Annotated in this window: 21 protein-coding genes; 16 read left to right on the plus strand and 5 right to left on the minus strand. The window is 68.7% G+C overall.

The annotated features are described in order from the left end of the window. Nucleotides 1-46 precede the first annotated feature (46 nt). The 6 genes from D9601_RS15545 to D9601_RS15570 all read left to right on the plus strand — a co-directional run bounded on the left by D9601_RS15545 (nt 47) and on the right by D9601_RS15570 (nt 5,637). The gene (locus D9601_RS15545; RefSeq protein ID WP_198354987.1) at nt 47-727 is read left to right on the plus strand and encodes a response regulator; all 681 of its coding nucleotides are present in this window, start codon (nt 47-49) and stop codon (nt 725-727) included. After that, nucleotides 724-2,034: a sensor histidine kinase gene (locus tag D9601_RS15550; protein WP_198354988.1), complete on the plus strand. Its 1,311-nt coding sequence runs from the start codon at nt 724-726 to the stop codon at nt 2,032-2,034. The genes D9601_RS15545 and D9601_RS15550 overlap by 4 nt, the downstream gene beginning before the upstream one ends. 172 nt (nt 2,035-2,206) lie before the next feature. Next, nucleotides 2,207-2,653: an META domain-containing protein gene (locus D9601_RS15555; protein WP_198354989.1), complete on the plus strand. Its 447-nt coding sequence runs from the start codon at nt 2,207-2,209 to the stop codon at nt 2,651-2,653. Between the two features lie 51 nt (nt 2,654-2,704). Further along, entirely contained in the window at nt 2,705-3,436 is a 732-nt protein-coding gene (gene recO, locus D9601_RS15560; RefSeq protein ID WP_198354990.1) for a DNA repair protein RecO, read from the plus strand. A 57-nt stretch (nt 3,437-3,493) separates the two neighbouring features. Then, complete coding sequence (gene leuB, locus D9601_RS15565) at nt 3,494-4,543, plus strand: 3-isopropylmalate dehydrogenase (protein WP_198354991.1); 1,050 nt, start codon at nt 3,494-3,496, stop codon at nt 4,541-4,543. Next, nucleotides 4,540-5,637 carry a glycosyltransferase family 2 protein gene (locus D9601_RS15570; RefSeq protein WP_198354993.1) on the plus strand — a complete coding sequence of 366 codons (1,098 nt, stop codon included), beginning with the start codon at nt 4,540-4,542 and terminating at the stop codon, nt 5,635-5,637. The genes leuB and D9601_RS15570 overlap by 4 nt, the downstream gene beginning before the upstream one ends. A 295-nt stretch (nt 5,638-5,932) precedes the next feature. On the opposite strand, the gene D9601_RS15575 is transcribed toward D9601_RS15570, so the two are convergent. Then, complete coding sequence (locus D9601_RS15575) at nt 5,933-7,168, minus strand: phospholipid carrier-dependent glycosyltransferase (RefSeq protein ID WP_332838025.1); 1,236 nt, start codon at nt 7,166-7,168, stop codon at nt 5,933-5,935. 97 nt (nt 7,169-7,265) lie between these two features. Here D9601_RS15575 and D9601_RS15580 point away from each other — a divergent pair, with 97 nt between their 5' ends. The 4 genes from D9601_RS15580 to D9601_RS15595 are packed head-to-tail and all read left to right on the plus strand — an operon-like array spanning nt 7,266 to nt 10,219. Continuing rightward, a complete protein-coding gene (locus D9601_RS15580) occupies nt 7,266-8,471 on the plus strand; it encodes a trans-sulfuration enzyme family protein (RefSeq protein WP_198354995.1) in 1,206 nt (401 codons plus the stop codon). Then, nucleotides 8,468-8,881 (plus strand): Co2+/Mg2+ efflux protein ApaG, encoded by a 414-nt coding sequence (gene apaG / locus D9601_RS15585; RefSeq protein WP_198354996.1) that lies wholly within the window; start codon nt 8,468-8,470, stop codon nt 8,879-8,881. Before D9601_RS15580 ends, apaG begins: the two co-directional genes overlap by 4 nt. 10 nt (nt 8,882-8,891) lie before the next feature. After that, nucleotides 8,892-9,704, plus strand: a complete 813-nt coding sequence (locus D9601_RS15590) for a LysR family transcriptional regulator (protein WP_198354997.1) — start codon at nt 8,892-8,894, stop codon at nt 9,702-9,704. Next, nucleotides 9,701-10,219 carry a GNAT family N-acetyltransferase gene (locus tag D9601_RS15595; RefSeq protein WP_332838026.1) on the plus strand — a complete coding sequence of 173 codons (519 nt, stop codon included), beginning with the start codon at nt 9,701-9,703 and terminating at the stop codon, nt 10,217-10,219. The genes D9601_RS15590 and D9601_RS15595 overlap by 4 nt, the downstream gene beginning before the upstream one ends. 94 nt (nt 10,220-10,313) lie before the next feature. On the opposite strand, the gene D9601_RS15600 is transcribed toward D9601_RS15595, so the two are convergent. Both D9601_RS15600 and D9601_RS15605 read right to left on the minus strand, forming a co-directional pair. After that, entirely contained in the window at nt 10,314-11,621 is a 1,308-nt protein-coding gene (locus tag D9601_RS15600) for a serine hydrolase (RefSeq protein WP_198354999.1), read from the minus strand. Continuing rightward, complete coding sequence (locus tag D9601_RS15605) at nt 11,579-12,433, minus strand: ABC transporter permease (protein ID WP_198355000.1); 855 nt, start codon at nt 12,431-12,433, stop codon at nt 11,579-11,581. Before D9601_RS15605 ends, D9601_RS15600 begins: the two co-directional genes overlap by 43 nt. A 66-nt stretch (nt 12,434-12,499) precedes the next feature. Here D9601_RS15605 and D9601_RS15610 point away from each other — a divergent pair, with 66 nt between their 5' ends. Beyond that, the gene (locus tag D9601_RS15610) at nt 12,500-13,159 is read left to right on the plus strand and encodes a GcrA family cell cycle regulator (protein ID WP_198355001.1); all 660 of its coding nucleotides are present in this window, start codon (nt 12,500-12,502) and stop codon (nt 13,157-13,159) included. A 105-nt stretch (nt 13,160-13,264) separates the two neighbouring features. On the opposite strand, the gene D9601_RS15615 is transcribed toward D9601_RS15610, so the two are convergent. Next, complete coding sequence (locus D9601_RS15615; RefSeq protein WP_198355002.1) at nt 13,265-14,044, minus strand: SDR family oxidoreductase; 780 nt, start codon at nt 14,042-14,044, stop codon at nt 13,265-13,267. A 205-nt stretch (nt 14,045-14,249) separates the two neighbouring features. Here D9601_RS15615 and parE point away from each other — a divergent pair, with 205 nt between their 5' ends. Continuing rightward, a complete protein-coding gene (gene parE, locus D9601_RS15620; protein WP_198355004.1) occupies nt 14,250-16,232 on the plus strand; it encodes a DNA topoisomerase IV subunit B in 1,983 nt (660 codons plus the stop codon). A 39-nt stretch (nt 16,233-16,271) separates the two neighbouring features. On the opposite strand, the gene D9601_RS15625 is transcribed toward parE, so the two are convergent. After that, complete coding sequence (locus D9601_RS15625; RefSeq protein ID WP_198355005.1) at nt 16,272-16,532, minus strand: hypothetical protein; 261 nt, start codon at nt 16,530-16,532, stop codon at nt 16,272-16,274. Between the two features lie 432 nt (nt 16,533-16,964). Between D9601_RS15625 and D9601_RS15630 the strand changes: the two genes are divergently transcribed. The 4 genes from D9601_RS15630 to hslO all read left to right on the plus strand — a co-directional run bounded on the left by D9601_RS15630 (nt 16,965) and on the right by hslO (nt 21,432). Next, nucleotides 16,965-17,981: a hypothetical protein gene (locus D9601_RS15630; RefSeq protein WP_198355007.1), complete on the plus strand. Its 1,017-nt coding sequence runs from the start codon at nt 16,965-16,967 to the stop codon at nt 17,979-17,981. A 110-nt stretch (nt 17,982-18,091) separates the two neighbouring features. Next, the gene (locus D9601_RS15635; RefSeq protein WP_198355009.1) at nt 18,092-19,282 is read left to right on the plus strand and encodes an aspartate aminotransferase family protein; all 1,191 of its coding nucleotides are present in this window, start codon (nt 18,092-18,094) and stop codon (nt 19,280-19,282) included. A 194-nt stretch (nt 19,283-19,476) separates the two neighbouring features. Further along, nucleotides 19,477-20,394 (plus strand): ornithine carbamoyltransferase, encoded by a 918-nt coding sequence (argF, locus tag D9601_RS15640; RefSeq protein WP_198355010.1) that lies wholly within the window; start codon nt 19,477-19,479, stop codon nt 20,392-20,394. 138 nt (nt 20,395-20,532) lie between these two features. Further along, complete coding sequence (hslO, locus tag D9601_RS15645; RefSeq protein WP_198355011.1) at nt 20,533-21,432, plus strand: Hsp33 family molecular chaperone HslO; 900 nt, start codon at nt 20,533-20,535, stop codon at nt 21,430-21,432. Nucleotides 21,433-21,533 lie beyond the last annotated feature (101 nt).

The following is a 21,533-nucleotide window of genomic DNA, read 5'->3' on the forward strand; positions in this document are numbered from 1 at the left end:
TACAGGATGCTTACGGTTGCTGCGTTGCGGGAAGGGGCGAAGAACTTTGCGGATTCTGCTGGTCGAGGACGATCCCGATCTGGCACGCGAGCTGGTCGACGCGCTGGAGCGGCGCGGTCTCGCGGTCGATCATGCCCGCGACGCCGAGGAGGGCGAGGCGTTCCTGCGGGCGACGCAGCATGACGCGCTGCTGCTCGACCTCGGTCTGCCCGACGCCGACGGGCTGACGCTGCTGCGCCGGCTGCGCGCGCGCGGCGTGACGCGGCCGGTGCTGCTGCTCACCGCGCGCGGCGCGGTGGAGGCACGTATCCAGGGGCTGAACGCCGGCGCCGACGACTATCTGGTCAAGCCGTTCGACACCGACGAGCTGCATGCGCGCATCCTCGCGGTGCTGCGCCGGCAGGGCGGCTACGTCGGCGAGACGCTGAGCTGCGGCGCGCTCGTCTTCGACATCGCCGGCCGTCAGGCGCGGATCGGCGCGACGGTGCTCGCCCTGTCGGCCCGCGAGACCGAATTGCTCGAGCTGCTGCTCCGCCGCCAGGGCAGCGTCGTTCCCAAGCGGCTCGCCGAGGACCAGTTGTTCGGCGTCGGCGGCGATCTCGGCTCGAATGCGATCGAGGTCTATGTCCACCGGTTGCGCAAACGGCTGGCGGAGGCGGGGGGCGGGGTGCGCATCGATACGGTCCGCGGCGTTGGCTATATGATCGCGGCGGCGGCCGGCGCATGAAACGCCTGATCCCGCGATCGCTGTTCGGCCAGTTCATCGCTCTGCACGTGCTGCTCGGCATCCTCGCCGCGGTGCTGCTGTCGCTCGGTGTCTCCGTGCTGCTCAACCGTACGGCCAGCCATTATCAGCGCGACTTGCTGGTCCAGCAGGCGGGGGCGGCGGCGCGGGTGCTGGCGCGACGGCCCGATGCGGTGCTGGTCTCCGCCACCGACCTGCCGGTCAGCGGCCTGTCGATCAGCGTCATCGACCGCAACGGCCATACGCGGCTGGTGCATGGACCGGCGATGCCCGGTCTGGTCGCCGAGGCACCGCACGGGCCGAGGGCGGTCTTCTTCCGCCGCGGCACGGTGCGTGCGATCAGCCGGCCGTTCGCCGCCGGCTGGATCGTCGTGTCGCAGGATGCCGCCGCGCCGCAGGCGGTGACCGACGACATCGTCCGCACCTTCCTGAAGCGGTTCGCGCTGCTGCTGCTGCCGATCGCGGCGCTGCTGCCGCTCAGCGGCGCGCTGCTCACCCGGCGGCTGACGCGGCGGATGCGCACCGTCTCCGCCATCGCCGCCGGCATCGGGCCGCGGGCGATCGACCAGCGCCTGCCGCGCGGCACCCTGCCGATCGAGGTCGAACCGCTGGCGATCGCCACCAATGCCGCGCTCGACCGGCTGGAAAAGGGCTATCGCGTCCAGGCCGCCTTCGCCGCCGACATCGCGCACGAGTTGCGCACGCCGCTCGCCATCGTCCGGCTGCGCGCGGAGAAGGTCGCCGACGAGGAACTGCGCCGGGCGCTGCTCGCCAGCGTCGACCGCGCCTCGCGCGTGATGACCCAGATGCTCGGCCTCGCCGACCTCGAGCGCCGCGTCGAGGATTCCGGTGGCCGCGTCGACCTTGCCGCGCTTGCCGAGGACGTCGTCGCCGCGCGGGCACCGGCAATTCTCGCCGGCGGCCGGACGATCGCGCTCGAGGATCAGGGGCGCGCGACGATGCACGGCTTTGCCGGACCCTTGACGCTGGCTCTGGAGAATCTGGTCGACAATGCGATCCGCCACACCCCGCCGGGCACGCAGATCACCGTTGCGATCGGCCCCGGCGCGCGGCTGTCGGTCCGCGACAATGGCGACGGCATCGCCCCCGACCAGGTCGCGCGGCTGACCGAACGCTTCTTCCGCGGCGATGGCGCGCGCAGCGAAGGCTATGGCATCGGCCTGTCGATCGTCCAGCGCGTCGCGGAGGCGCACCACGGCCTGCTGACGATCACCCCCGGCCCAGACCGCCGCGGCGCGATGTTCACGCTCAGCTTCCGCGGCGCCTGAGCGGGAAGGGGCTTCGTCACCGTCGCGCTCGGCCGCCCGAGGCGTCATCTAGGCGCGTGGTGTCCGCTCGACACGGGATGACGGGGGACGGGCGGGGGTGAGGTGCGCGTCGGTGCCGCGACGGCCCCAGTGATTGCGTGACGCAGCGGCACAGCGCGGATAGGCTCTTGCCATGCCGCCCCTCCACCATCGCATCGTTGTCGTCGCGCTGGCGGCTTCGGCGCAGCCGACCGAGTCGCGTGGCGGACCGGCAACGACCCGATGGATGCTGAGCGAGATCGATGGTCGACCGGTCGCAACCGGGCGGTTCGACGCGGCTCATCTCGTCTTCGGGCCCGATCGCCAGATCGGCGGGAGCGCCGGCTGCAGTTCATTCGGTGGTAACAGGATACGGTGGTCGACCGATCGGACCGGCACGCGGGGAACCCTGACCGTCGATCCCAAAGGTTCGATGTTCTGGACGACGATCCGCTGTGATGACTCGCCGGCGGATCGTGACGGCACGCTGTTCTGGGACAAGATGCGGCGGCCGCGCTCATGGGCAGCATCAGCGGGGCGGCTGACCATCACCTTCGCCGATGGCAGCACCGCACGGCTTGTCCCCCGATCCCCTCGCTAGCCGCCAAGCGGCGCCGGTGACGACGCCACCCCCACCGCCTATATCCTCTCGATGCACCGCCTCGCCGAAGCCGTGATCCTCGCCGTCCGCGCGCATGGCGAGCATGGCGCGGTGGTGCGGGCGCTGACCCGCCAGGACGGGGTGCAGCCCGGCTACGTCCGCGGCGGCCGGTCGCGCGCGCTGCGGCCCGTGCTGCAGCCCGCCAATGCGATCCGCGGCGAATGGCGCGCCCGTACCGGCGAACAGCTCGCGGCGCTGACCGTCGAGCCGTTGCACAGCCGGGCCGCGCTGCATGCCGAACCGCTGCCCGCCGCCGCCCTCGCCTGGCTGACCGCGCTCACCGCGGCGGCGCTGCCCGAGGCGCAGCCCTATCCGCGCGTCTACGACGGGCTGACCGGCGTGCTCGACGCGGTCGAGGCGGCGCCGAGCGCGCGCGGCTGGGCGGCGGCATTGGCGCGATACGAGTTGCTGCTGCTCGCCGAACTCGGCTTCGGCCTCGACCTGTCGGCCTGCATCGCCAGCGGCGCGCTCGACGACCTCGCCTTCGTCAGCCCGAAAAGCGGCGGCGCGGTCAGCCGCGCGGCGGCGGCGGGCTATGAGGCTCGCCTCTACGCGCTGCCGGGTTTTCTACGCGAGGGCGGAATGGCGGATTGGCCCGACGTCTTCGACGCGCTGCGCATCACCGGCCACTTTCTCGCACGCGACATCCTCATCGATCGCCGCAGTGAGCCGCTCGCCGCACGTACCCGGCTGGTCGACCTGATGAAAAGGGCGGTTGCCTGAAACCGACGCCGCCGCCATGAAGCCGCGACGGTTCTTTTGCCATGAAGAGGGACAGCGATGGCGCTGGTAGCAATCCTGGCCGGCGACGGCATCGGCCCAGAGGTGACGGCCGAGGCGCGCCGCGTGCTCGAGGCGCTCGACCTCGGCCTGACGTTCGAGGAGGCGCCGGTCGGCGGCGCCGGCTATGAGGCGGCGGGCCATCCGCTGCCGCCCGCGACGCTGGCGCTGGTGCAGCGTGCCGATGCGGTGCTGTTCGGCGCGATCGGCGATCCCCGCTACGAGCGGCTGGAACGGCATCTCCGGCCCGAGGCGGCATTGCTCGGTCTGCGCAGTGCGCTTGGCCTGTTCGCCAATATCCGCCCGGCGACGATCTTCCCGGCGCTGACCGATGCGTCCAGCCTCAAGCCGGAGGTGGTCGACGGCCTCGACATCGTCATCGTCCGCGAGCTGACCGGCGACGTCTATTTCGGCGACAAGGGCCAGCGCACCACGGACGGGGGACTGCGCGAGGGTTATGACCTGATGCGCTACGACGAGGAGGAGGTGCGGCGTATCGCCACCGTCGGTTTCGAGATGGCGCGTCGCCGCAAGAGGCGGCTGTGTTCCGTCGACAAGGCCAATGTGCTCGAGACGTCGCAGGTCTGGCGCGACGTGGTGGTCGAGCTGTCCGCGCAATATCCCGACGTCGCGCTGCAACATATGTATGTCGATAACGCGGCGATGCAGCTCGTTCGCGCGCCCAACCAATTCGACGTCATCGTCACCGGCAATCTGTTCGGCGATATCCTGTCCGACCAGGCGAGCATGTGCGCCGGGTCGATCGGCATGCTGCCCTCCGCCTCGCTGCGCGCGTGGAGCGGCGACAATGGCATGTACGAGCCGATCCACGGCTCCGCCCCCGACATCGCCGGCCAGGGCAGGGCGAATCCGTGCGCGGCGATCCTGTCGGCGGCGATGTTGCTGCGCCACTCGCTCGACGACGAGGAGTCCGCGCAACGGATCGAGGCGGCGGTGGCGAGCGCGCTGGATGGCGGCGCGCGCACCGCGGACCTCGGCGGCGACCTGTCGACCCGCGCGATGGCGGACGTGATCCTCGCCCAGCTATGAGCGACCTGCTCGAGATCGCGGTCGTCATCCCGACCTTCAACGAGCGCGCCAACGTGCCGGTGCTCGTCGCGAAGCTGGACCAGGCCCTGGTCGGCCGCAAATGGGAGGCGATCTTCGTCGACGACGACAGTCCCGACGGCACGGCGGATGCCGCGCGCGAGCTCGGCCGGCTCGACGCCCGCGTCCGGGTGATCCAGCGCATCGGCCGGCGTGGCCTGTCGTCGGCCTGCATCGAGGGCATGTGCGCCACCGCCGCACCGGTGGTGGCGGTGATCGACGGCGACCTGCAGCATGACGAGACGCTGCTGCCCAAGATGCTTGACCTGCTCCAGCGTGACGGCGACCTCGACGTCGTCGTCGGGTCGCGCTTCGTCGACGGCGGCGGCACCGGCGATTGGGATCGCGACCGCGTCGCCAAATCGGCCTTCGCGACCAAGCTGTCGCGCCGCGTGCTCAAGGGCGATCTCAGCGACCCGATGAGCGGCTTCTTCGCCATCCGGGCCGAGGTGGTGCGGCGGCTCGTCCCCGAACTGTCGGCGATCGGCTTCAAGATCCTGCTCGACCTGATGACGACGTCGCCGCAGCCGCTGCGCTTCGCCGAACTGCCCTATACGTTCCGCGTGCGGACGGAGGGGGAGAGCAAGCTCGACCACGTCGTCGCGATGGAATATCTGATCGCGCTCTACGACCGGATGTTCGGCCATGTCGTGCCGGTCCGCTTCGCGATGTTCTCCGGCATCGGCGTGCTCGGCGTCGGCGTGCACATGGGCGTGCTGGGCCTCGGCATGATCCTCGGCGCCTCCTTCCTGCTGGCGCAGATCCTCGGCGCGATGGCGGCGATGACGTTCAACTTCTTCCTCAACAACGCGCTGACCTATCGCGACCGCCGGCTGAAGGGGTTCCGCCAGATGCTCGACGGCTGGGTGTCGTTCTGCGTCGTCTGCTCGGTCGGCCTGGTCGCCAACATCGGCATCGCCGCCTTCCTGCACGACTTCCGCAACGGCGGTGCGGCGGCGTCGGCGCTGATCGGCATCCTGGTCGGCGCGGTGTGGAATTATGCGCTGTCGTCGAAGTTCGTCTGGGGGCGGTACTGAGCGGCGTTCCGGCCCATTCTGTCATTCCCGCGCAGGCGGGAGTCCAGAGACGCTGACCCTCGCGACCGAAAGCCAAACCTGCGCGCCTGGATCCCCGCCTCCGCGGGGATGACGAATGGTGGGAATTGGGCGTTTTCCTACAAGGCGCGCCCTGTGCTAGCCGTCAGTCGGCAGCCCTGCTGCCGGCTCTTTGCACCGTCCAGATCATGACCGGCATTCACGTTTCGCCGAGGAGTGCGGAATACCGCGTTCAGGCGTCAATTCTGTCAAGACTCGCGCAGAAAACCCTGCCTTGTCAGATCCAGCTCGCGAACCACGTCCAGCGATGGAACGCCCCCGGCCCGCTGAGCGCCGTTGCGGCAAGGATCGGGAAGAAATGCACGAACAGCACCGCCGCGGCGAGTAACAGCCCCTCGTCCCAATAGGTCAGCCGCCGGCGCCAGTGATCGACCACCGCGGCCAACGCCACCGCCAGCCAGATGCTCGACAGATAGTAATAATAATAGAAGCCGAGCGATTTGGGGATCACCGCCCACATCGCGACGCTGGCGATCCACAGCAGCGCCGCCAGGCCCGGGGCGACGGCGCGGTCGCGCCCGCCCGCCCACAGGCCGGCGATCACCGCGACCAGTCCGCCCCACATCACCACCGGATTGCCGAGCAGCAGGATGCCGCGCTGCGCATCGTCGGCGCGCTCGTACAGATACCAGATCGGCCGATAGTCGAACGGCCAGCTGTACCAGGCCGACTGATAGGTATGCGGCGGCAGCACCTGCGTCTGTTGGCGATACATATCGAGCTGGAACGGGATCAGCCGCGCCAGCGTCATGGGATCGTTGGTGTAGAGGAAGGCCGGCCAGAAGGTCGCGGCATAGGTCAGGGTGCTGGCTGCACCCAGCACGACCAGCGCGGGCAAGGCCGGCAGCCCGGCCCAGCGGTCGGGGCGGCCGCGTCGCAGCCACAGGAATCCTGCCCCGACCAAGGCCAGATAGGGCAGCGCCGTCCATTTGGTGCCGACGGCCAGGCCGAGCAGCACGCCGCCCGCGATCCAGCGCCGCCACGCCGCGCCTGTCGTCTCCGCGCGCATCGACCAGAGAAACGTCGCCAGGCCGGTGACGACGAACGCCGCCATGAACCCGTCGAGCATCGCGATCCGCGCCTGCACGAAGACGGTGAAGTTGAGCAGCGTCAGCAGCGCGCCGATCGTCGCGGTGCGCAGCCGGCCGAGGCCCAGCCACAGGATCGCGAACACGCCGACCACCACCGCCGTCCCGGCCAGCGTGGAGGCGGCGCGCCAGCCGAGCGGATCGTCGCCGAACAGTCGCATGCTCGCCGCGATCAGCGTCTTGCCGAGCAGGGGGTGTTCGATGTTGGTCGGGCCGATCAGGCCGCTCAGGATGCGCGCCGCCGGGACATAATGGACCTCGTCGAAGACGAGCTGGTGCGGTACCGTCAGCCGCCAGCTGAACAGCATTTGCGCGACAAGGCCGATGGCGGCGGCGACGGGCAGGGGGCGGGCTAACGATCGCACCCTATGGTTCTTCCCGCTGCACAGGCGCTTGGCAAGCCATGGGCTTAGCCGCACGCCCTTGCGAGCGCGGCTCCGGTCCGGCAAAGCGCTTGGCATCATGAAGCGCAAGGCAGGCCAGGACCCCTCGATCACCCAGCATTGGCGCCCCGCGACGCTCGCCGTCCGCGGCGGCACCGCGCGCAGCGAATATGGCGAGACGAGCGAGGCGCTCTTCCTCACCTCCGGCTACACCTACGACCGGGCGGCGGATGCCGCGGCACGGTTCGCCGGCGAGCAGCAGGGGATGACCTATTCCCGCCTGCAGAATCCGACCGTCGAGATGCTGGAGAAGCGCATCGCCCTGCTCGAAGGCGCCGAGGCGTGCCGGACGATGGCGAGCGGCATGGCGGCGATGACCGCGGTGCTGCTCTGCCAGTTGCAGGCCGGCGACCATCTGGTCGGCGGCCGCGCCGCCTTCGGCTCGTGCCGCTGGCTGACCGACACGTTGCTGCCCAAGTTCGGCATCGCCACCTCGATCGTCGACGCCCGCGATCCGCAGCAATTCCTCGATGCGGTGCGGCCGGAGACGAAGGTGTTCTTCTTCGAGACGCCGGCCAATCCGACGATGGACGTGGCCGATCTGGCGGCGATCTGCGGCATCGCGCGCGAGCGCGGCATCACCACCGTCGTCGACAATGCCTTCGCCACGCCGGCCTTGCAGCGGCCGATGGAGTTCGGCGCCGACGTCACCGCTTATTCCGCGACCAAGATGATGGACGGCCAGGGCCGCGTCCTCGCCGGCGCGGTGTGCGGGACGGAGGATTTCATCACCAACACGCTGCTGCCCTTCACCCGCAACACCGGCCCGACGCTGTCGCCGTTCAACGCCTGGGTGGTGCTGAAGGGGCTGGAGACGCTCGACCTCAGGATCATGCGCCAGTCGGAGAGCGCGCTGACGGTCGGCCGCTTCCTCGAAGGGCGGGTGCCGCACATCCTCCACCCCGGCCTGCCGAGCCATCCGCAGCACGAACTGGCGATGCGCCAGATGCGCGCGACCGGCCCGATCTTCGCCTTCGAGGTGGCGGGCCGCGCCCAGGCGCATGGCCTGCTCGACGCGCTGACGCTTATCGACATTTCGAACAACATCGGCGATTCCCGCTCGCTGATGACGCATCCCGCCTCCACCACCCACGCCGGCGTGTCGGCGGAGACGCGCAGCGAGATGGGCGTGACCGAGGGGATGCTGCGGCTCAACGTCGGGCTCGAGGATCCGCAGGACCTGATCGACGATCTCGACCAGGCGTTGCGCCAGGTCGGCCTGTGATCGCCGCCGGCGTCCAGAGGCTGTTCCCGCATGCCGCGACGACGGACGGGGTCACCGTGCGCGTCTCGGTCAGCTATCTTGCCGATCAGTCGGAGCCGGGCCGCGGGCGGTGGTTCTGGGCCTATCACATCCGCATCGAGAATGATTCGGTGCAGCCCGTGCAATTGCTCACCCGCCATTGGGTGATCACCGACGGCCGTGGCGCGCGGCACAGCGTCGAGGGCGAGGGCGTGGTCGGCGAACAGCCGCTGATCGTTCCCGGCGCCAGCTACGATTACGTCTCCGGCTGTCCGCTGGCGACGCCAAGCGGTGCGATGCAGGGCAGCTACCGCATGGTCCGTGGCGACGGCGCAGAGTTCGACGTCGCCATTCCCCGCTTCGCGCTGAGCGCCCCGGCGGTAGAGATCTGAGCCGCCGGCGATGAAGCGGACGCACCTTCCCCTCAACGGCATGCGCGTGCTTGACGCCGCGGCGCGCCACCTGTCCTTCACCCGTGCCGCCGACGAACTGGCAGTGACCCCCGCCGCGGTCGGGCAGCAGATCCGCGCGCTGGAGGACACGCTGGGCGTGGTGCTGTTCCGCCGCACGACGCGGGGACTGGAACTGACGCCGGAAGCGGAGGCGGGGCTCGCCCCGCTGCGCGACGGTTTCCTGCAGTTCGAGGAAGCCGTCCGCGCGATGCAGGCGGGTCAGTCGTCCAAGTCGCTGACCATCGCGGCGCCGCGCGACGTCACCGAAAAGTGGCTGATGCCGCGCCTCGCCGGGATCGCCGCTGCCGATCCCGACCTGCGCTTCGTGCTCGTCGCCGCCGACAGCCATGGGCCGGCGGCGGCGATCGACTTCACCGAAGCCAACCTCGATCTCGCGCTTCGCTGGGGCGAGGGGCCCGGCGAACATGAGGGCGAGGCGATCGAATCGGACGGCATGATCACCGTCGTCGCGCCGGGCAGCGGCAAGGCGGGCGAGGCGACGATCGGCTGGCCCGGCGGTCCCGATCCGGAGGGGACGACGCTGGTCCGGGTCGGCGATGCCGGTCTGGCGATCGACGCCGCGGCGGCCGGCCTCGGCCGGGCGACCGTGCCCGAACTGCTCGCCGCTGCCGACATTGCGGCGGGACGGCTGGTCGCGATCGGCGAGCCGCAACCGTCGCGCTTCGGCTATTGGTTCGTCGCTCCCCTGCCGCAATGGCGCCAGGCCAAGGTGCGGGCGCTGGTCGACGCGCTGACCGCGTGATCCCGATCCTCGCCACGGCGCGGCTGACATTACGGCCGCGGGTGGCGACCGATGCGGCGGCGCTGTTCCCGACGATGCGCGATCCGGCGGCGATGACCTGGTGGTCGCGGCCGCCGTTCACCGACGTTGCGGAGCTGGCCGATCATTTCGCGCTGTGCGACACCGGGCCGTGGCGTGCCTGGGCGATCACTCGGACGGGCGACGACACCGCGATCGGCTTCGTATCCGCCGGCGCGCGTCGGCCCGGCGTCACGGAGATCGGCTATCTCCTCGCGCAGGACGCTGCGGGACAGGGGATCGCGGCGGAGGCGGTGTCGGCGGTGATCGACCGCCTGTTCGTCGAGGGGGATCGCCGCGTCTTCGCCGATACCGATCCCGACAATGGCCGGTCGATCGCGTTGCTCCGCCGCCTCGGCTTCACGCTGGAGGGGCGGCTGCGCGGGGAGTGGGAGACGCATATCGGCGTTCGCGACACGCTGCTCTTCGGCCTGTTGCGGGACGAATGGCGCCACTGAGCAACCGGCAATGCCGGGCGAGGCTGCTCGCCAGCCTCGTCTTGCTCGTGCGCTCCCGCCGGTCGGGTCGTCACGCGCGCTGAGCCGCGCCTATTCATCGCGTGACCTGCGCCAGCGCGCGCGTGACCAGCGCGATGAAGGCGGCGTCGTCGACCGCGGCGTCGCGGCGATGCCAGTCGCCGACCACGGCATACCAGCGGCCGTCCTGCGTCTCGGCCAGCAGGTTGAGGGCGATCACCCCCGGTTCCGACCCACCCTTGAAGCCGACGTAGCGGAAACGCGCGGCGGTCGTAGGGTCGATCCCCGGATTGACAGCCAGGATCGCGCGCACCACCGGCCCCGCATCGCGTAGATGTGCGAGCAATCGCGCCATGTCGCGCGGCGCGGCGAACCATTCGACCGCGTCATTGGCGACCGGGCCTGATGAGAACATCATCGCATCGATCCGCTCACCGGCGATTCGCGCGGCCTGCGCCGTCAGCAGGGCTCGACGCGCCGCGGCATCGGCGCCGGTCCAGGCGGCGGTGAGCGCCGGATCGGCCTTGATCGCGAAGGCCTCTCGCGTCGTCAGCACCGGCCCCGCGCCGCCGAAGCGCGCCGCCATCGCATCCACCTCGCGCCTACCGAGCACGCCGATCAGCGTATCGGTCGCGGTATTGTCGCTGATCGCGATCATCAGCGTCGCCAAAGTCTGCAACGTCACCGGCGTGCCGCGCGGCCAGCCCTGCAGGATGCCCGAGGGCAGCGACGGCACACCGACCGGCACCACCTCGTCCCAGCGATGCCGGCCCGCCGCCACCTGACGCGCCGCCTCCGCCAGCACCCACAGCTTGAATGCGGAGCCGATCGGTGCCGGCGTCGCGTCGTCGATGGCGAGCGTGGCCTTCGGCGTCGCGCCCGCGAGGGCATAGACGCCAAGGCCGGTGGCGCCGGGCAGGGCGGCCAGATCCTTGGCGAGGGCGGCGGCGCTGTCGTCGGCGCGCGTGGTGCCGGTGATTCGCAGCCCGGCGATCGCATGGGGCGGGGCGGGATCGACCGCGATCAGCATCGTCGCGGTGCCGCGGTCGTAGGCGACCTCGACCGTCGCGGCGAAACGCCCCCGCGGCGTCAGCGACGCGATCCGCCGCGGCGCGCCCAAAGTATCGGCCAGCTGCTGCGTCAGCGGCGACCACTGGCCGAGCGGCACCGCCTGGCGGAAGACGGGGGCAAACAGGCTGTCATAGCCCGGACCGCCGGCGAGCAGTGGCAGCAAGGCCTCTGCCTGCGTCCGCACCGCCGGGTCGGCCGCGACCGCTTCGGTCGGCGGTGTCTGTGCGGCTGCGACGCTCGGCGCGAGCCCGGCGAGCGCCAGCGCGGCGATCAGTTCTTGAGCTTCCAGCCTTTGCGCAAGAGCAGATAGCATGTCACCCCCAGCACCACGTCCGCCGCGAGGATCGCGACGCTGCCGATCATGATGGGCGAATCGGCGGTGCCGAGGAAGCCGTAACGGAAGCCGGAAATGATATAGAAAAAGGGATTGGCGTGGCTGAACGCGCGGAAGGCGGGGGCGAGCCGATCGACCGAATAGAAGGTGCCCGACAGCAGCGACAGCGGTGCGATGACGAAATTGGTCACCGCCGCGGCATGGTCGAACTTCTCCGCCCAGATCGACGTCAGCACGCCCAGGAAGGCGAGGAAGCCCGCGCCCAGGAAGCCGAACCACAGGATCGCCAGCGGATGGGCTGGCGTGACGTGGACGCCGGGATAGAGCGCCATTGCGCACCAGCAGATGAAGCCGACGATGAACGCCCGCGTCATCGCGCCGCCGACCAGCGCGGCGAGCAGTTCGGCGGTCGACAGCGGCGGCTGCAGGTAGTCGACGATCGTGCCCTGGATCTTGCCGACGAGCAGCGAGAAGCTGGCGTTGGCGAAGGCGGGACCCATCATCCCCTGGCTGATGATCAGGCCGGGGGCGATGAAATCGGCGAAGGGGATGATCGTGCCGCCGACCTGCACCGGACTTTTCGCGCCGGTCGCGATGGTAAAGACGATCAGGAACAGCAAAGTCGTGATCGCCGGCGCCCATACCGTCTGGAGCTGCACCTTGAAGAACCGGCGCACCTCCTTCACATAGAGGGTCTTCAGGCCGCCCCAATTGACGTTCCGGATCACCGGAACACCGGGTGCGGACCGGATCGCCGAAGGAATTTGGCCGATTGGGGGCTGGCTGCTCATGGCCGATGCGGGTAACCGCAGCGACTGCCGCCCGCAACCCGGCTGACGTGTTAACGAGGAAAGACCATGTCCTGGACCGACGAGCGGATCGATACGCTCAAGACGATGTGGGAGGCGGGGCAGACCGCCAGCCAGATCGCCGACGCGCTGGGCGGCGTCAGCCGCAACGCCGTGATCGGCAAGGCGCACCGGCTGGGCCTGCAGTCGCGCCCGTCGCCGGTCAAGCCGAACGAGCCGGAGGCCAAGGCGGCGTCCGAACCGGTCGCGGCCGTCGCCGCGCCACCGGCCCCGCCCGCGCCGGAGCCTCAGGTGGAGGCCGCCGCCGAGGAACCGCCGTTCCGCGACGAGCCGGTCGCGCCGCCGACGCCGGAACCGGTGCGCGACCCGCAGCCGGTGCTGCGTTCGGTCGGCCCCGGCGGCTTCGTCCGCCAGTCGCCCGGCGAGCAAGCGCCGCCCGCCACCCCCGCGCCGCCGCGCCGGCTGGTGCCGGCCAAGCCCTCGCCCGAGATCGCGGGCAAGACGACGCTGCTCGATCTCAACGACCGCATCTGCAAATGGCCGCTCGGCCATCCCGGCGAGCCCGACTTCCATTTCTGCGGCGAGAAGGTGAACCCCGGCTTCCCCTATTGCGTCGCCCATTGCGGCCACGCTTATCAGGCGCAGCTGCCCCGCCGCGACCGTCGCCCGCCGCCGCCGCTGCCCTTCGGCGGCCCGCGCGTGCGCTGAAGCCAAGCTTCAGCGCCGCGGTCTGCGGGCCGGCCGGCGCGGCCACGAGCCGCGTCCGACGTCATGGGATTTACTCCCATGACGGGGTGCGCGGGCATTCTTGCTTCAACCCGGCGCCGCGGCGGAGCCTGCCAGCAGCCCGCCGTCGATGGTGATTTCCGTCCCGGTGACATAGGTGGCTTCGTCGGACGCCAGCGTCACCGCTACCGCCGCGACCTCCTCGGGCAAGCCGAAGCGCCGCAGCGGCGTGTCCGCGACCAAGGCCTGCATCCGCTCCTCCCGGTCTGCGCCATCACCCAGCATCGGCTCCCACATTGGCGTCAATATCGCGGCGGGATGGATCGAGTTGCAGCGGATTTGCCAGCCTTGCTGCGCACAATAGAGCGCGACCGTCTTGCTGTGGTTGCGGATCGCCGCCTTGGATGAAGCATAGGCCGCGGCGCCGGGAATGCCGACCAGCCCCGAACGGGACGAGATGTTGATGATCGATCCGGCGCCCGCCGCCTTCATCGCGCCGATCGCATAGCGGCAGCCAAGAAAGGTGCCGTCCAGGTTGATCCGATGCACCGCCCGCCAATCGGCGAGACTGGCATGTTCCGGATCGTGTCGCGTCATACCGGATTCGAATCCCGTGACGCCGGCATTGTTGACCACGACGTCCGCCACCGGGACGCAGGCGGCCAGGCGCGACCAATCGCTTTCCTCTCCGACATCAAGAGGCTCAAACCGGCAGCCGATCGCCGTGGCCGTCGCAGTGCCGGCAACATCGTCGATATCGGTGACGACGACGGTCGCCCCTTCGTCATGGAAGCGTTGGGCGATCGCTCGGCCGATACCGCGCGCCGCGCCGGTGATGACGCACGTCTTGTCTTTCAGTCGTTGCATGATGGTCTCGTAACCAGAGGTCGACCGGCGGCATCGGCCGCCTGCGAATGTTCGGCCGCGTCAGCGGTCTCGCTGGATCATGTCGAACGCTCCTCCGTACCGGCGCTAAGATAGAACATCGGCCTTGCAGCCGCAAACCGGTCGACAGGGCGCCGATCCGGCCCGCACCTTGCCCTTCGCGCCTCCGTACCCCATACGTTCGCACATGGCCGACGATCTGTTCGCTTCCAACGCTTCCACCCAACAGAATTACGATGCCTCCTCGATCGAGGTGCTGGAGGGGCTCGAACCCGTCCGCCGTCGCCCCGGCATGTATGTCGGCGGTACCGACGAGCGCGCGCTGCACCATCTTGCCGCAGAGGTGCTCGACAATGCGATGGACGAGGCGGTCGCCGGTCATGCGACGCGGATCGAGGTGACGCTGGAGCCGGGCAACCGGCTGACCATCGTCGACAACGGCCGCGGCATCCCGGTCGATCCGCATCCCAAATTTCCCGACAAGTCGGCGCTGGAGGTGATCCTCTCGACGCTCCATTCCGGTGGCAAGTTCGCCGGCAAGGCCTATGCGACCAGCGGAGGCTTGCATGGCGTCGGCGTTTCGGTGGTCAATGCCCTGTCCAGCGAAACGGTTGTCGAGGTCGCGCGCGACCGGCAGCTGTATCGCCAGCGGTTCAGTCGCGGCCAGACGCTGGGGCCGCTCGAGCATGTCGGCGCGGCGCCGAACCGGCGCGGCACCTCGGTGACCTTCGTGCCCGACGTCGAGATCTTCGGCCCCGAACTCGGCTTCAAGCCCAAGCGGCTCTACCAGCTCGCCCGGTCGAAGGCCTATCTCTATGCGGGGGTCGAGATCCGCTGGAAGTGCGCGCCCGCGCTGGTCGAGGGCAGCGATACGCCGGCCGAGGCGGTGTTCCAGTTCCCCGGCGGCCTCGCCGACCATCTCAAGGAACAGATCGGCGCTCGCGAATGCGCCACCACCGACTTCTTCGCCGGGCGGCAGGATTTTCCCGGCGAGCAGGGCCGCGTCGAATGGGCGGTCGCCTGGCCGTTGTGGAGCGACGGCAGCTACAGCTGGTATTGCAACACCATCCCGACCCCCGACGGCGGCACGCACGAACAGGGCCTGCGCCAGGCGCTGGTCCGGGGCCTGCGCGCCTTCGGCGAACTGGTGAACCAGAAGAAGGCGAAGGACATCACTGCGGACGACGTGATGATCGGCAGCGAGCTGATGCTCAGCGTCTTCATCCGCGATCCGCAGTTCCAGAGCCAGACCAAGGACCGGCTGACCAGCCCGGAGGCGGCGGGTCTGGTCGAGAAGGCGGTGCGCGACCATTTCGACCATTGGCTCGGCCACAATATGGACCGGGGCAAGGCGCTGCTCGGCTATGTGCTCGACCGGATGGACGAGCGGCTGCGCCGCAAGGCGGAGCGCGAGGTCAAGCGCAAGACCGCAACCAGCGCGCGCAAACTGCGCCTGCCCGGCAAGCTGACCGACTGCGCCGCCGACAGCCCGGAGGGCACCGAGCTGTTCATCGTCGAGGGCGATTCGGCCGGCGGCTCGGCGAAGCAGGCGCGCGACCGCAAGACGCAGGCGATCCTGCCGATCCGCGGCAAGATCCTCAATGTCGCCAGCGCGACCAGCGCCAAGATCCTGGCGAACCAGGAAATTGCCGATCTGATCCAGGCTCTGGGTTGTGGTACGCGCAAGGACTGCCTGCCCGACAATCTCCGCTACGAGCGGATCGTCATCATGACCGACGCGGACGTCGATGGCGCGCATATCGCGACGCTGCTGATGACCTTCTTCTTCCAGGAGATGCCCGATTTGGTCCGGCGTGGGCATCTGTATCTGGCGCAGCCGCCGCTCTATCGTCTGACCGCGGGCGCCAAGTCGCTCTACGCCCGCGACGACGCACACCGCGCCGAGCTGGAGCGCACCGCGTTCAAGGGCAAGAAGGTCGAGGTCGCACGGTTCAAGGGGCTGGGCGAGATGAACCCGCAGCAGCTGCGCGAAACCACGATGGACCCGAAGACACGCGGCATGATCCGCATCACCCTGCCGCAGGAATATGAGGAGCGGGCGGGCGTCAAGGATCTGGTCGACCGGCTGATGGGCAACAATCCGGCCCACCGCTTCGCCTTCATCCAGGAAAATGCCGCACGGCTGGACGAGGAAGCGATCGACGCGTGACGGGGCTCCGCGGCGCGGGCCGCGGAGCCGGGTCGCCCCTCACTTGACGACGAAGGTCACGCCCTGCGCTTCCCAGTCGGCGCGGGTCTGGCACAATGTCTGCGGCATGTCCTTGGTCGCCTTGCTGCCCAGCGTCGTCTTGGGCATGCAGAGACGGCCTTCCTTGTTATCCATCATCTTGGCGGTCATCGTGATTGTCGCCGGCGCCTTGCTGCGTGCGAAGGCGGGAGCGGAAGCGCCGGCGGCCAATGCGATGGCGGCGGCGAACAGGGCGGGGCGGGCGAATGCGGTACGGGTCATGATGAAGGTCCTCCTGCGATTGATATCTGGTCCGGGCTTGCTGCCCGGTACCTGATGCACTGCATTACCCATGCCAAACACCTAAGATGCTGTAATACAAAGATTATGTCTATTCCGTGGCTAAGCGCCTTGGGCTTGAAGACCAGAAAGTGGCGGCTGTCGCCAAGCATCGGCGGCCTGTCATGGTCGGGTGGTCAGTCACGTGTTGCGCGGGGGTCTCTCGCCTGCCGTCCTTTTTTGAGGTATGATGACTAAAAACGGGGAGTGTTGATCGTGATGCTAGCAGCATTTCTTCTCTTGCAGACAGTTGTCGCGGCACCATCCAGCCCGGGCAACGCAGAGGATGAAGTCGTCGTCACGGCGACACGTCTGGCCGGTGCGAAGCATGCCTTGGACGCATGCATCGCGCAGCAATGCCCACCGAACAAGGAAATGCGCGCAGCACTCAGCTACGCCAACGAACAGTTTCTCGCCGGCGACTATCCTGAAGCCCTGCGCACCATTCGCATGTCGCGCAGTCGCAACGACCATTTTGCTGCGCAATTTCCCTATGAAGTGTCCGATCTTGCCCGGGCGAGTTCGGTCCTGTCATCTTACGACGGTCGGATCATGGCGTCGCGGATCGACGCGCGATCGGCCACGGATGCGTTGCGGGCAGGCCTGAAGGCGACCGATCCGATCATTCAAGTTCAGCGTCTCGAAACGGCGGATCGGATGCTGTTGAATGACGGGGGCGATCCGGTCGTTCGCCTCAATATGGCCTTGGCCATCTACGACGAGGTTGCCGCCAAGGCGCGGCAGCTCGGGAACGTGCCGGTGGAGGGGCATGCGCTCTTCCGCAAGGCATCCGTCCTGACCGAAGTTGCCCGCGACCAGCCTCTTTATAAGGATCGGGCGCTACGGGCGATTGCAGCGCTGCGTGACCATGACGGGGCCGCGTTCGCGCCCTTCCGCAGTGCGGGTCTGATGCTGCAAGCCCGGATCGCGGCGCGCAGCGGCAAGGGGGAGGCGGCGCGGCAATTGCTCATGACCCTCCCTGCCGACGAACGGCGCTCGCCCTTGTTGGTCGACGAGCCGTTTCTCGATTTGACCGGTTATCAGCTTCAGGGCAGCACGATCGACGATCGTCCGCAATGGGCGGACGTGGGCTTCTGGGTGCGGCCGGACGGATCGGTCGATGATGTCGAGGTCGTCCAGCGATCCGCTGCCGAACCAGGTGCCTGGCTGCGGGCGAAGATGGCCAATGTCGCCAAGCGCACCTATGCGCCGCTCCCCGTCGGCGCCGATTCGCCCGGCGTCTACAGGGTCGAACGCTATTCGATGATCTTCGATCGTACGCCGGGTTTCGGCCGGGTTCCGATCCGCTCGGATGCCGGGCGTCTGATGACCATGGATGTGACGACGGTGCGGCCGGGTGGCCTCGGCGATGCGACGGTGCCCGTGTCCTGACGGTCTGATCGCGACACGGTGTTGATTCGCCGCATAGCTTGCCGGTATGACGATATCGGGCGGTCCGCGAACGGGCCGCCCTTTCTCGTTTGGAGAAGAGGAGACGTCCCGTGACCATTGCCCCCCTGATGCCCGTCTATCCGCGGTGCGGGGTGCGACCGGTGCGAGGCGAAGGCTGCTACCTGATCGCCGAGGACGGCACCCGCTATCTCGACATGGCGGCCGGCATCGCCGTCAACGCATTGGGTCACAGCCATCCCAAGCTGATCGAGGCGATCCAGCGGCAGGCGGCGACGCTGATGCATGTGTCGAACCTGTACGGCAGTCCGCAGGGCGAACATTTCGCGCAGCGGTTGGTCGACGCGACCTTTGCCGACACGGTGTTCTTCACCAACTCGGGCGCCGAGGCGGTGGAATGCGCGATCAAGACCGCGCGCCGCTACCATTTTGCCAACGGCCATCCGGAACGGCATGACCTGATCACCTTCAACAACGCCTTCCACGGGCGTACGCTGGGGACGATCTCGGCGACCAACCAGGCGAAGATGCGCGACGGCTTCGAGCCGCTGCTGCCGGGCTTCAAATATGCGCCGTTCGATGATCTCGCGGCGGCGTTGGCCTTGGTCGACGAGCATACCGCCGGCTTCCTGGTCGAACCGATCCAGGGCGAGGGCGGCCTGCGCCCGGCGAGCGAGGCGTTCCTGAAGGGATTGCGCCAGGCGTGCGACGAGCACGGCCTGCTACTCATCCTTGACGAGGTCCAGTGCGGCTACGGCCGGACGGGCAAGTTCTTCGCGCACGAACTGTACGGCGTCACGCCCGACATCATGGCGTCGGCCAAGGGCATCGGTGGTGGCTTCCCGCTCGGCGCCTGCCTTGCCACGGCGGAAGCAGCCAAGGGCATGGTGTTCGGCACCCACGGCTCGACCTATGGCGGCAATCCGCTGGCGATGGCGGCGGGCGAGGCGGTGCTCGACGTGATCCAGGAGCCGGGCTTCCTCGACCATGTCACCGCCATGGGGCAGCGGCTGCGCCAGGCGCTCGAGCAGATGATCCCCAATCACGACCATTTGTTCGAGGAGGTACGCGGCCATGGTCTGATGCTCGGCCTCAAGCTGAAGACCGATGCGCGCCGCTTCGTCGGCTTCCTGCGCGACGAGCATCAATTGCTCACCGTCTCGGCGGGCGACAATGTCGTGCGCCTGGTGCCGCCGCTGGTGATCGACGAAAGCCATGTCGCCGAATGCGTCGAGAAGCTGAGCGCGGCGGCGCGGGTCTACGTGCCGGTCGCCGACGATTGATCGATTGCCCTCTCCCGGTGGGAGGGGGATTTCGGGTGAACAGCGCCCCGTACTGTTCGGGACATGCCGGTGGCTGTCCGACCCGACCATAGCCCGCGTCGCGAGCGTGGGGAGGAGGGCGGCACCGACGCAGCGCCGCTCTTCCTCCCTGCGCTTCGTGGCTCCCTTTGCGGGAGGGGACAGAAGGATCGACGATGCGCCATTTCCTCAACCTGACCGATGCCGGCGCCGACGGGGTCGCGGCGATGCTGGCCGACGCCATCGATCGCAAGGCGGCACGCGCCGGCTGGCCGAAAGGCCGCGTCGATGCCGACGCGCCGCTCGCCGGCCATGTGCTGGCGATGATCTTCGAAAAGAATTCGACCCGCACCCGCGTGTCGTTCGACATGGCGATCCGCCAGCTCGGCGGCACGTCGATCGTGATGGACGCGGGCTCGATGCAGCTCGGCCGCGGCGAGAGTATCGCCGACACCGCACGCGTGCTGTCGGGCTATGTCGACGCGATCATGATCCGCACCGACGACCATGCCAAGGTCGAGGAGATGGCTCGCTATGCGACCGTCCCGGTCATCAACGGCCTCACCGATGCGTCGCATCCCTGCCAGATCATGGCCGATCTGCAGACGATCATCGAAAGCGGCAAGGCGCTGCCCGGCCTCAAGGTCGCCTGGCTCGGCGATGGCAACAACGTCCTCGCCTCGATCATCGAGGCGGCGGGGCTGATGCAGTTCGACGTCGTCGCCGCCTGCCCGCCCGGCTTCGCGCCCGGCGCAGCGGACATCGCGCTCGGGCACGGCCGCGCCCGCGTCGTTGGCATGGCGGCGGAAGCGGTCGCCGGGGCGGATATCGTCGTCACCGACACCTGGATCTCGATGGGGCAGACGCATGCCGAGGAGAAGCTGGCGGCGATGATGCCCTTCCAGGTCGATGCGGCGCTGATGGCGCAGGCCAAGCCGGACGCCAAGTTCCTCCACTGCCTGCCCGCGCATCGCGACGAGGAAGTGGTGGATGCGGTGATCGACGGCCCGCAGTCGCTGATCTGGCCGGAGGCGGAGAACCGCCTGCATGCGCAAAAGGCGGTGCTGCGCTGGGTGTTCGGACAGGTGGGATAGCACGGCATCTGCCTTCACGTCCCTCGTCATCGCCGCGAACACGGGAATGATGGAACTGGGAGGGGCGGTCATCGGCCACGAGCCACCCCGCGGAACCGCCCACTGTTCAATCCGCTCCCGAGCCCCCATCTTGTCGCGATGCAACAGACCGTGACGTTCGACCTCGATCGCGCTTTGGCGTTCGCGATCCCCTCCCGCTCGGCCCGCGGACGCTTCGTGCGTCTGGGGCCGGCGCTCGACCAGGTGCTCGCCGCCCATGCTTATCCGCCGGCGATCGAGGCACTGCTTGCCGAGGCGCTGACGCTGGTCGCGCTGCTCGGCTCGACGCTGAAGGATCCGCAGGGACAGCTGACTATCCAGACGCGGACCGACCGTGGCGCGATCAACCTGATGGTCTGCGACTATCGCGGTGGCGAGGTGCGCGGCTATATCCAGTATGACGCCGACAAGCTCGCCGGCCTGCCGGAGAAGCCGACCCTGTTCGCGCTGTTCGGCGAGGGGTATCTGGCGATCACCTTCGACCTCGCCACGACGGGCGAGCGCTATCAGGGGATCGTGCCGCTCGACGGCGCGACGCTGGCCGAGGCGGCGCAGAGCTATTTTATCCAGTCGGAGCAGATTCCCAGCTTGGTCCGCGTCGGTATCAGCCGCAAGGACGGCCACACGATCGCGGGGGGGCTGTTCCTACAGCATCTGCCGGAAGGCGAGGTCGGGCGTGAGCGGCTGCACACGCGGCTCGATCATCCCGAATGGGAACATGTCGCCGCGCTCGGCGAGACGATGGGGGCCGACGAGCTCGCCGACCCGACGCTCCCGCTCGAGACGCTGATTTGGCGCCTGTTCAACGAGGAGGAGGACGTGCGCGTGCTGGCGGAGACGCCGCTCTCGCGCGGCTGTCGCTGCACCGGCGAGTATATCGCCGGCGTGCTGTCCAAGTTCACGGTCGAGGAACGTCGCGAAATGGCGGATGAGAACGGCCTGATCCAGGTCGATTGCGCCTTTTGCGCTACCAAGTTCCCGGTGCCGGCGGAGGCCTGAGCGGTTCATCGCAGACGGGCCACCACTCGTCCTACGCTGTGCCCTCGCAAAAAAATTTGGCGCAACCTCATGGCGTTAATCGGTCTTTTACCATCTCGTGC

This window comes from Sphingomonas sp. MA1305, assembly GCF_016107325.1.
Classification (GTDB): domain Bacteria; phylum Pseudomonadota; class Alphaproteobacteria; order Sphingomonadales; family Sphingomonadaceae; genus Sphingomonas.

What these genes read in the sequence shown, in the direction of transcription:
- D9601_RS15605 (WP_198355000.1), bottom strand. Translation starts at nt 12,433, where the DNA reads ATGAGCAGCCAGCCCCCAATCGGCCAAATTCCTTCGGCGATCCGGTCC.
- recO (WP_198354990.1), top strand. Translation starts at nt 2,705, where the DNA reads ATGCACCGCCTCGCCGAAGCCGTGATCCTCGCCGTCCGCGCGCATGGC.
- D9601_RS15590 (WP_198354997.1), top strand. Translation starts at nt 8,892, where the DNA reads ATGAAGCGGACGCACCTTCCCCTCAACGGCATGCGCGTGCTTGACGCC.
- D9601_RS15610 (WP_198355001.1), top strand. Translation starts at nt 12,500, where the DNA reads ATGTCCTGGACCGACGAGCGGATCGATACGCTCAAGACGATGTGGGAG.
- D9601_RS15570 (WP_198354993.1), top strand. Translation starts at nt 4,540, where the DNA reads ATGAGCGACCTGCTCGAGATCGCGGTCGTCATCCCGACCTTCAACGAG.
- D9601_RS15580 (WP_198354995.1), top strand. Translation starts at nt 7,266, where the DNA reads ATGAAGCGCAAGGCAGGCCAGGACCCCTCGATCACCCAGCATTGGCGC.
- hslO (WP_198355011.1), top strand. Translation starts at nt 20,533, where the DNA reads ATGCAACAGACCGTGACGTTCGACCTCGATCGCGCTTTGGCGTTCGCG.
- D9601_RS15555 (WP_198354989.1), top strand. Translation starts at nt 2,207, where the DNA reads ATGCCGCCCCTCCACCATCGCATCGTTGTCGTCGCGCTGGCGGCTTCG.
- argF (WP_198355010.1), top strand. Translation starts at nt 19,477, where the DNA reads ATGCGCCATTTCCTCAACCTGACCGATGCCGGCGCCGACGGGGTCGCG.
- D9601_RS15600 (WP_198354999.1), bottom strand. Translation starts at nt 11,621, where the DNA reads ATGCTATCTGCTCTTGCGCAAAGGCTGGAAGCTCAAGAACTGATCGCC.
- D9601_RS15615 (WP_198355002.1), bottom strand. Translation starts at nt 14,044, where the DNA reads ATGCAACGACTGAAAGACAAGACGTGCGTCATCACCGGCGCGGCGCGC.
- D9601_RS15625 (WP_198355005.1), bottom strand. Translation starts at nt 16,532, where the DNA reads ATGACCCGTACCGCATTCGCCCGCCCCGCCCTGTTCGCCGCCGCCATC.
- D9601_RS15630 (WP_198355007.1), top strand. Translation starts at nt 16,965, where the DNA reads ATGCGCGCAGCACTCAGCTACGCCAACGAACAGTTTCTCGCCGGCGAC.
- D9601_RS15550 (WP_198354988.1), top strand. Translation starts at nt 724, where the DNA reads ATGAAACGCCTGATCCCGCGATCGCTGTTCGGCCAGTTCATCGCTCTG.
- parE (WP_198355004.1), top strand. Translation starts at nt 14,250, where the DNA reads ATGGCCGACGATCTGTTCGCTTCCAACGCTTCCACCCAACAGAATTAC.
- leuB (WP_198354991.1), top strand. Translation starts at nt 3,494, where the DNA reads ATGGCGCTGGTAGCAATCCTGGCCGGCGACGGCATCGGCCCAGAGGTG.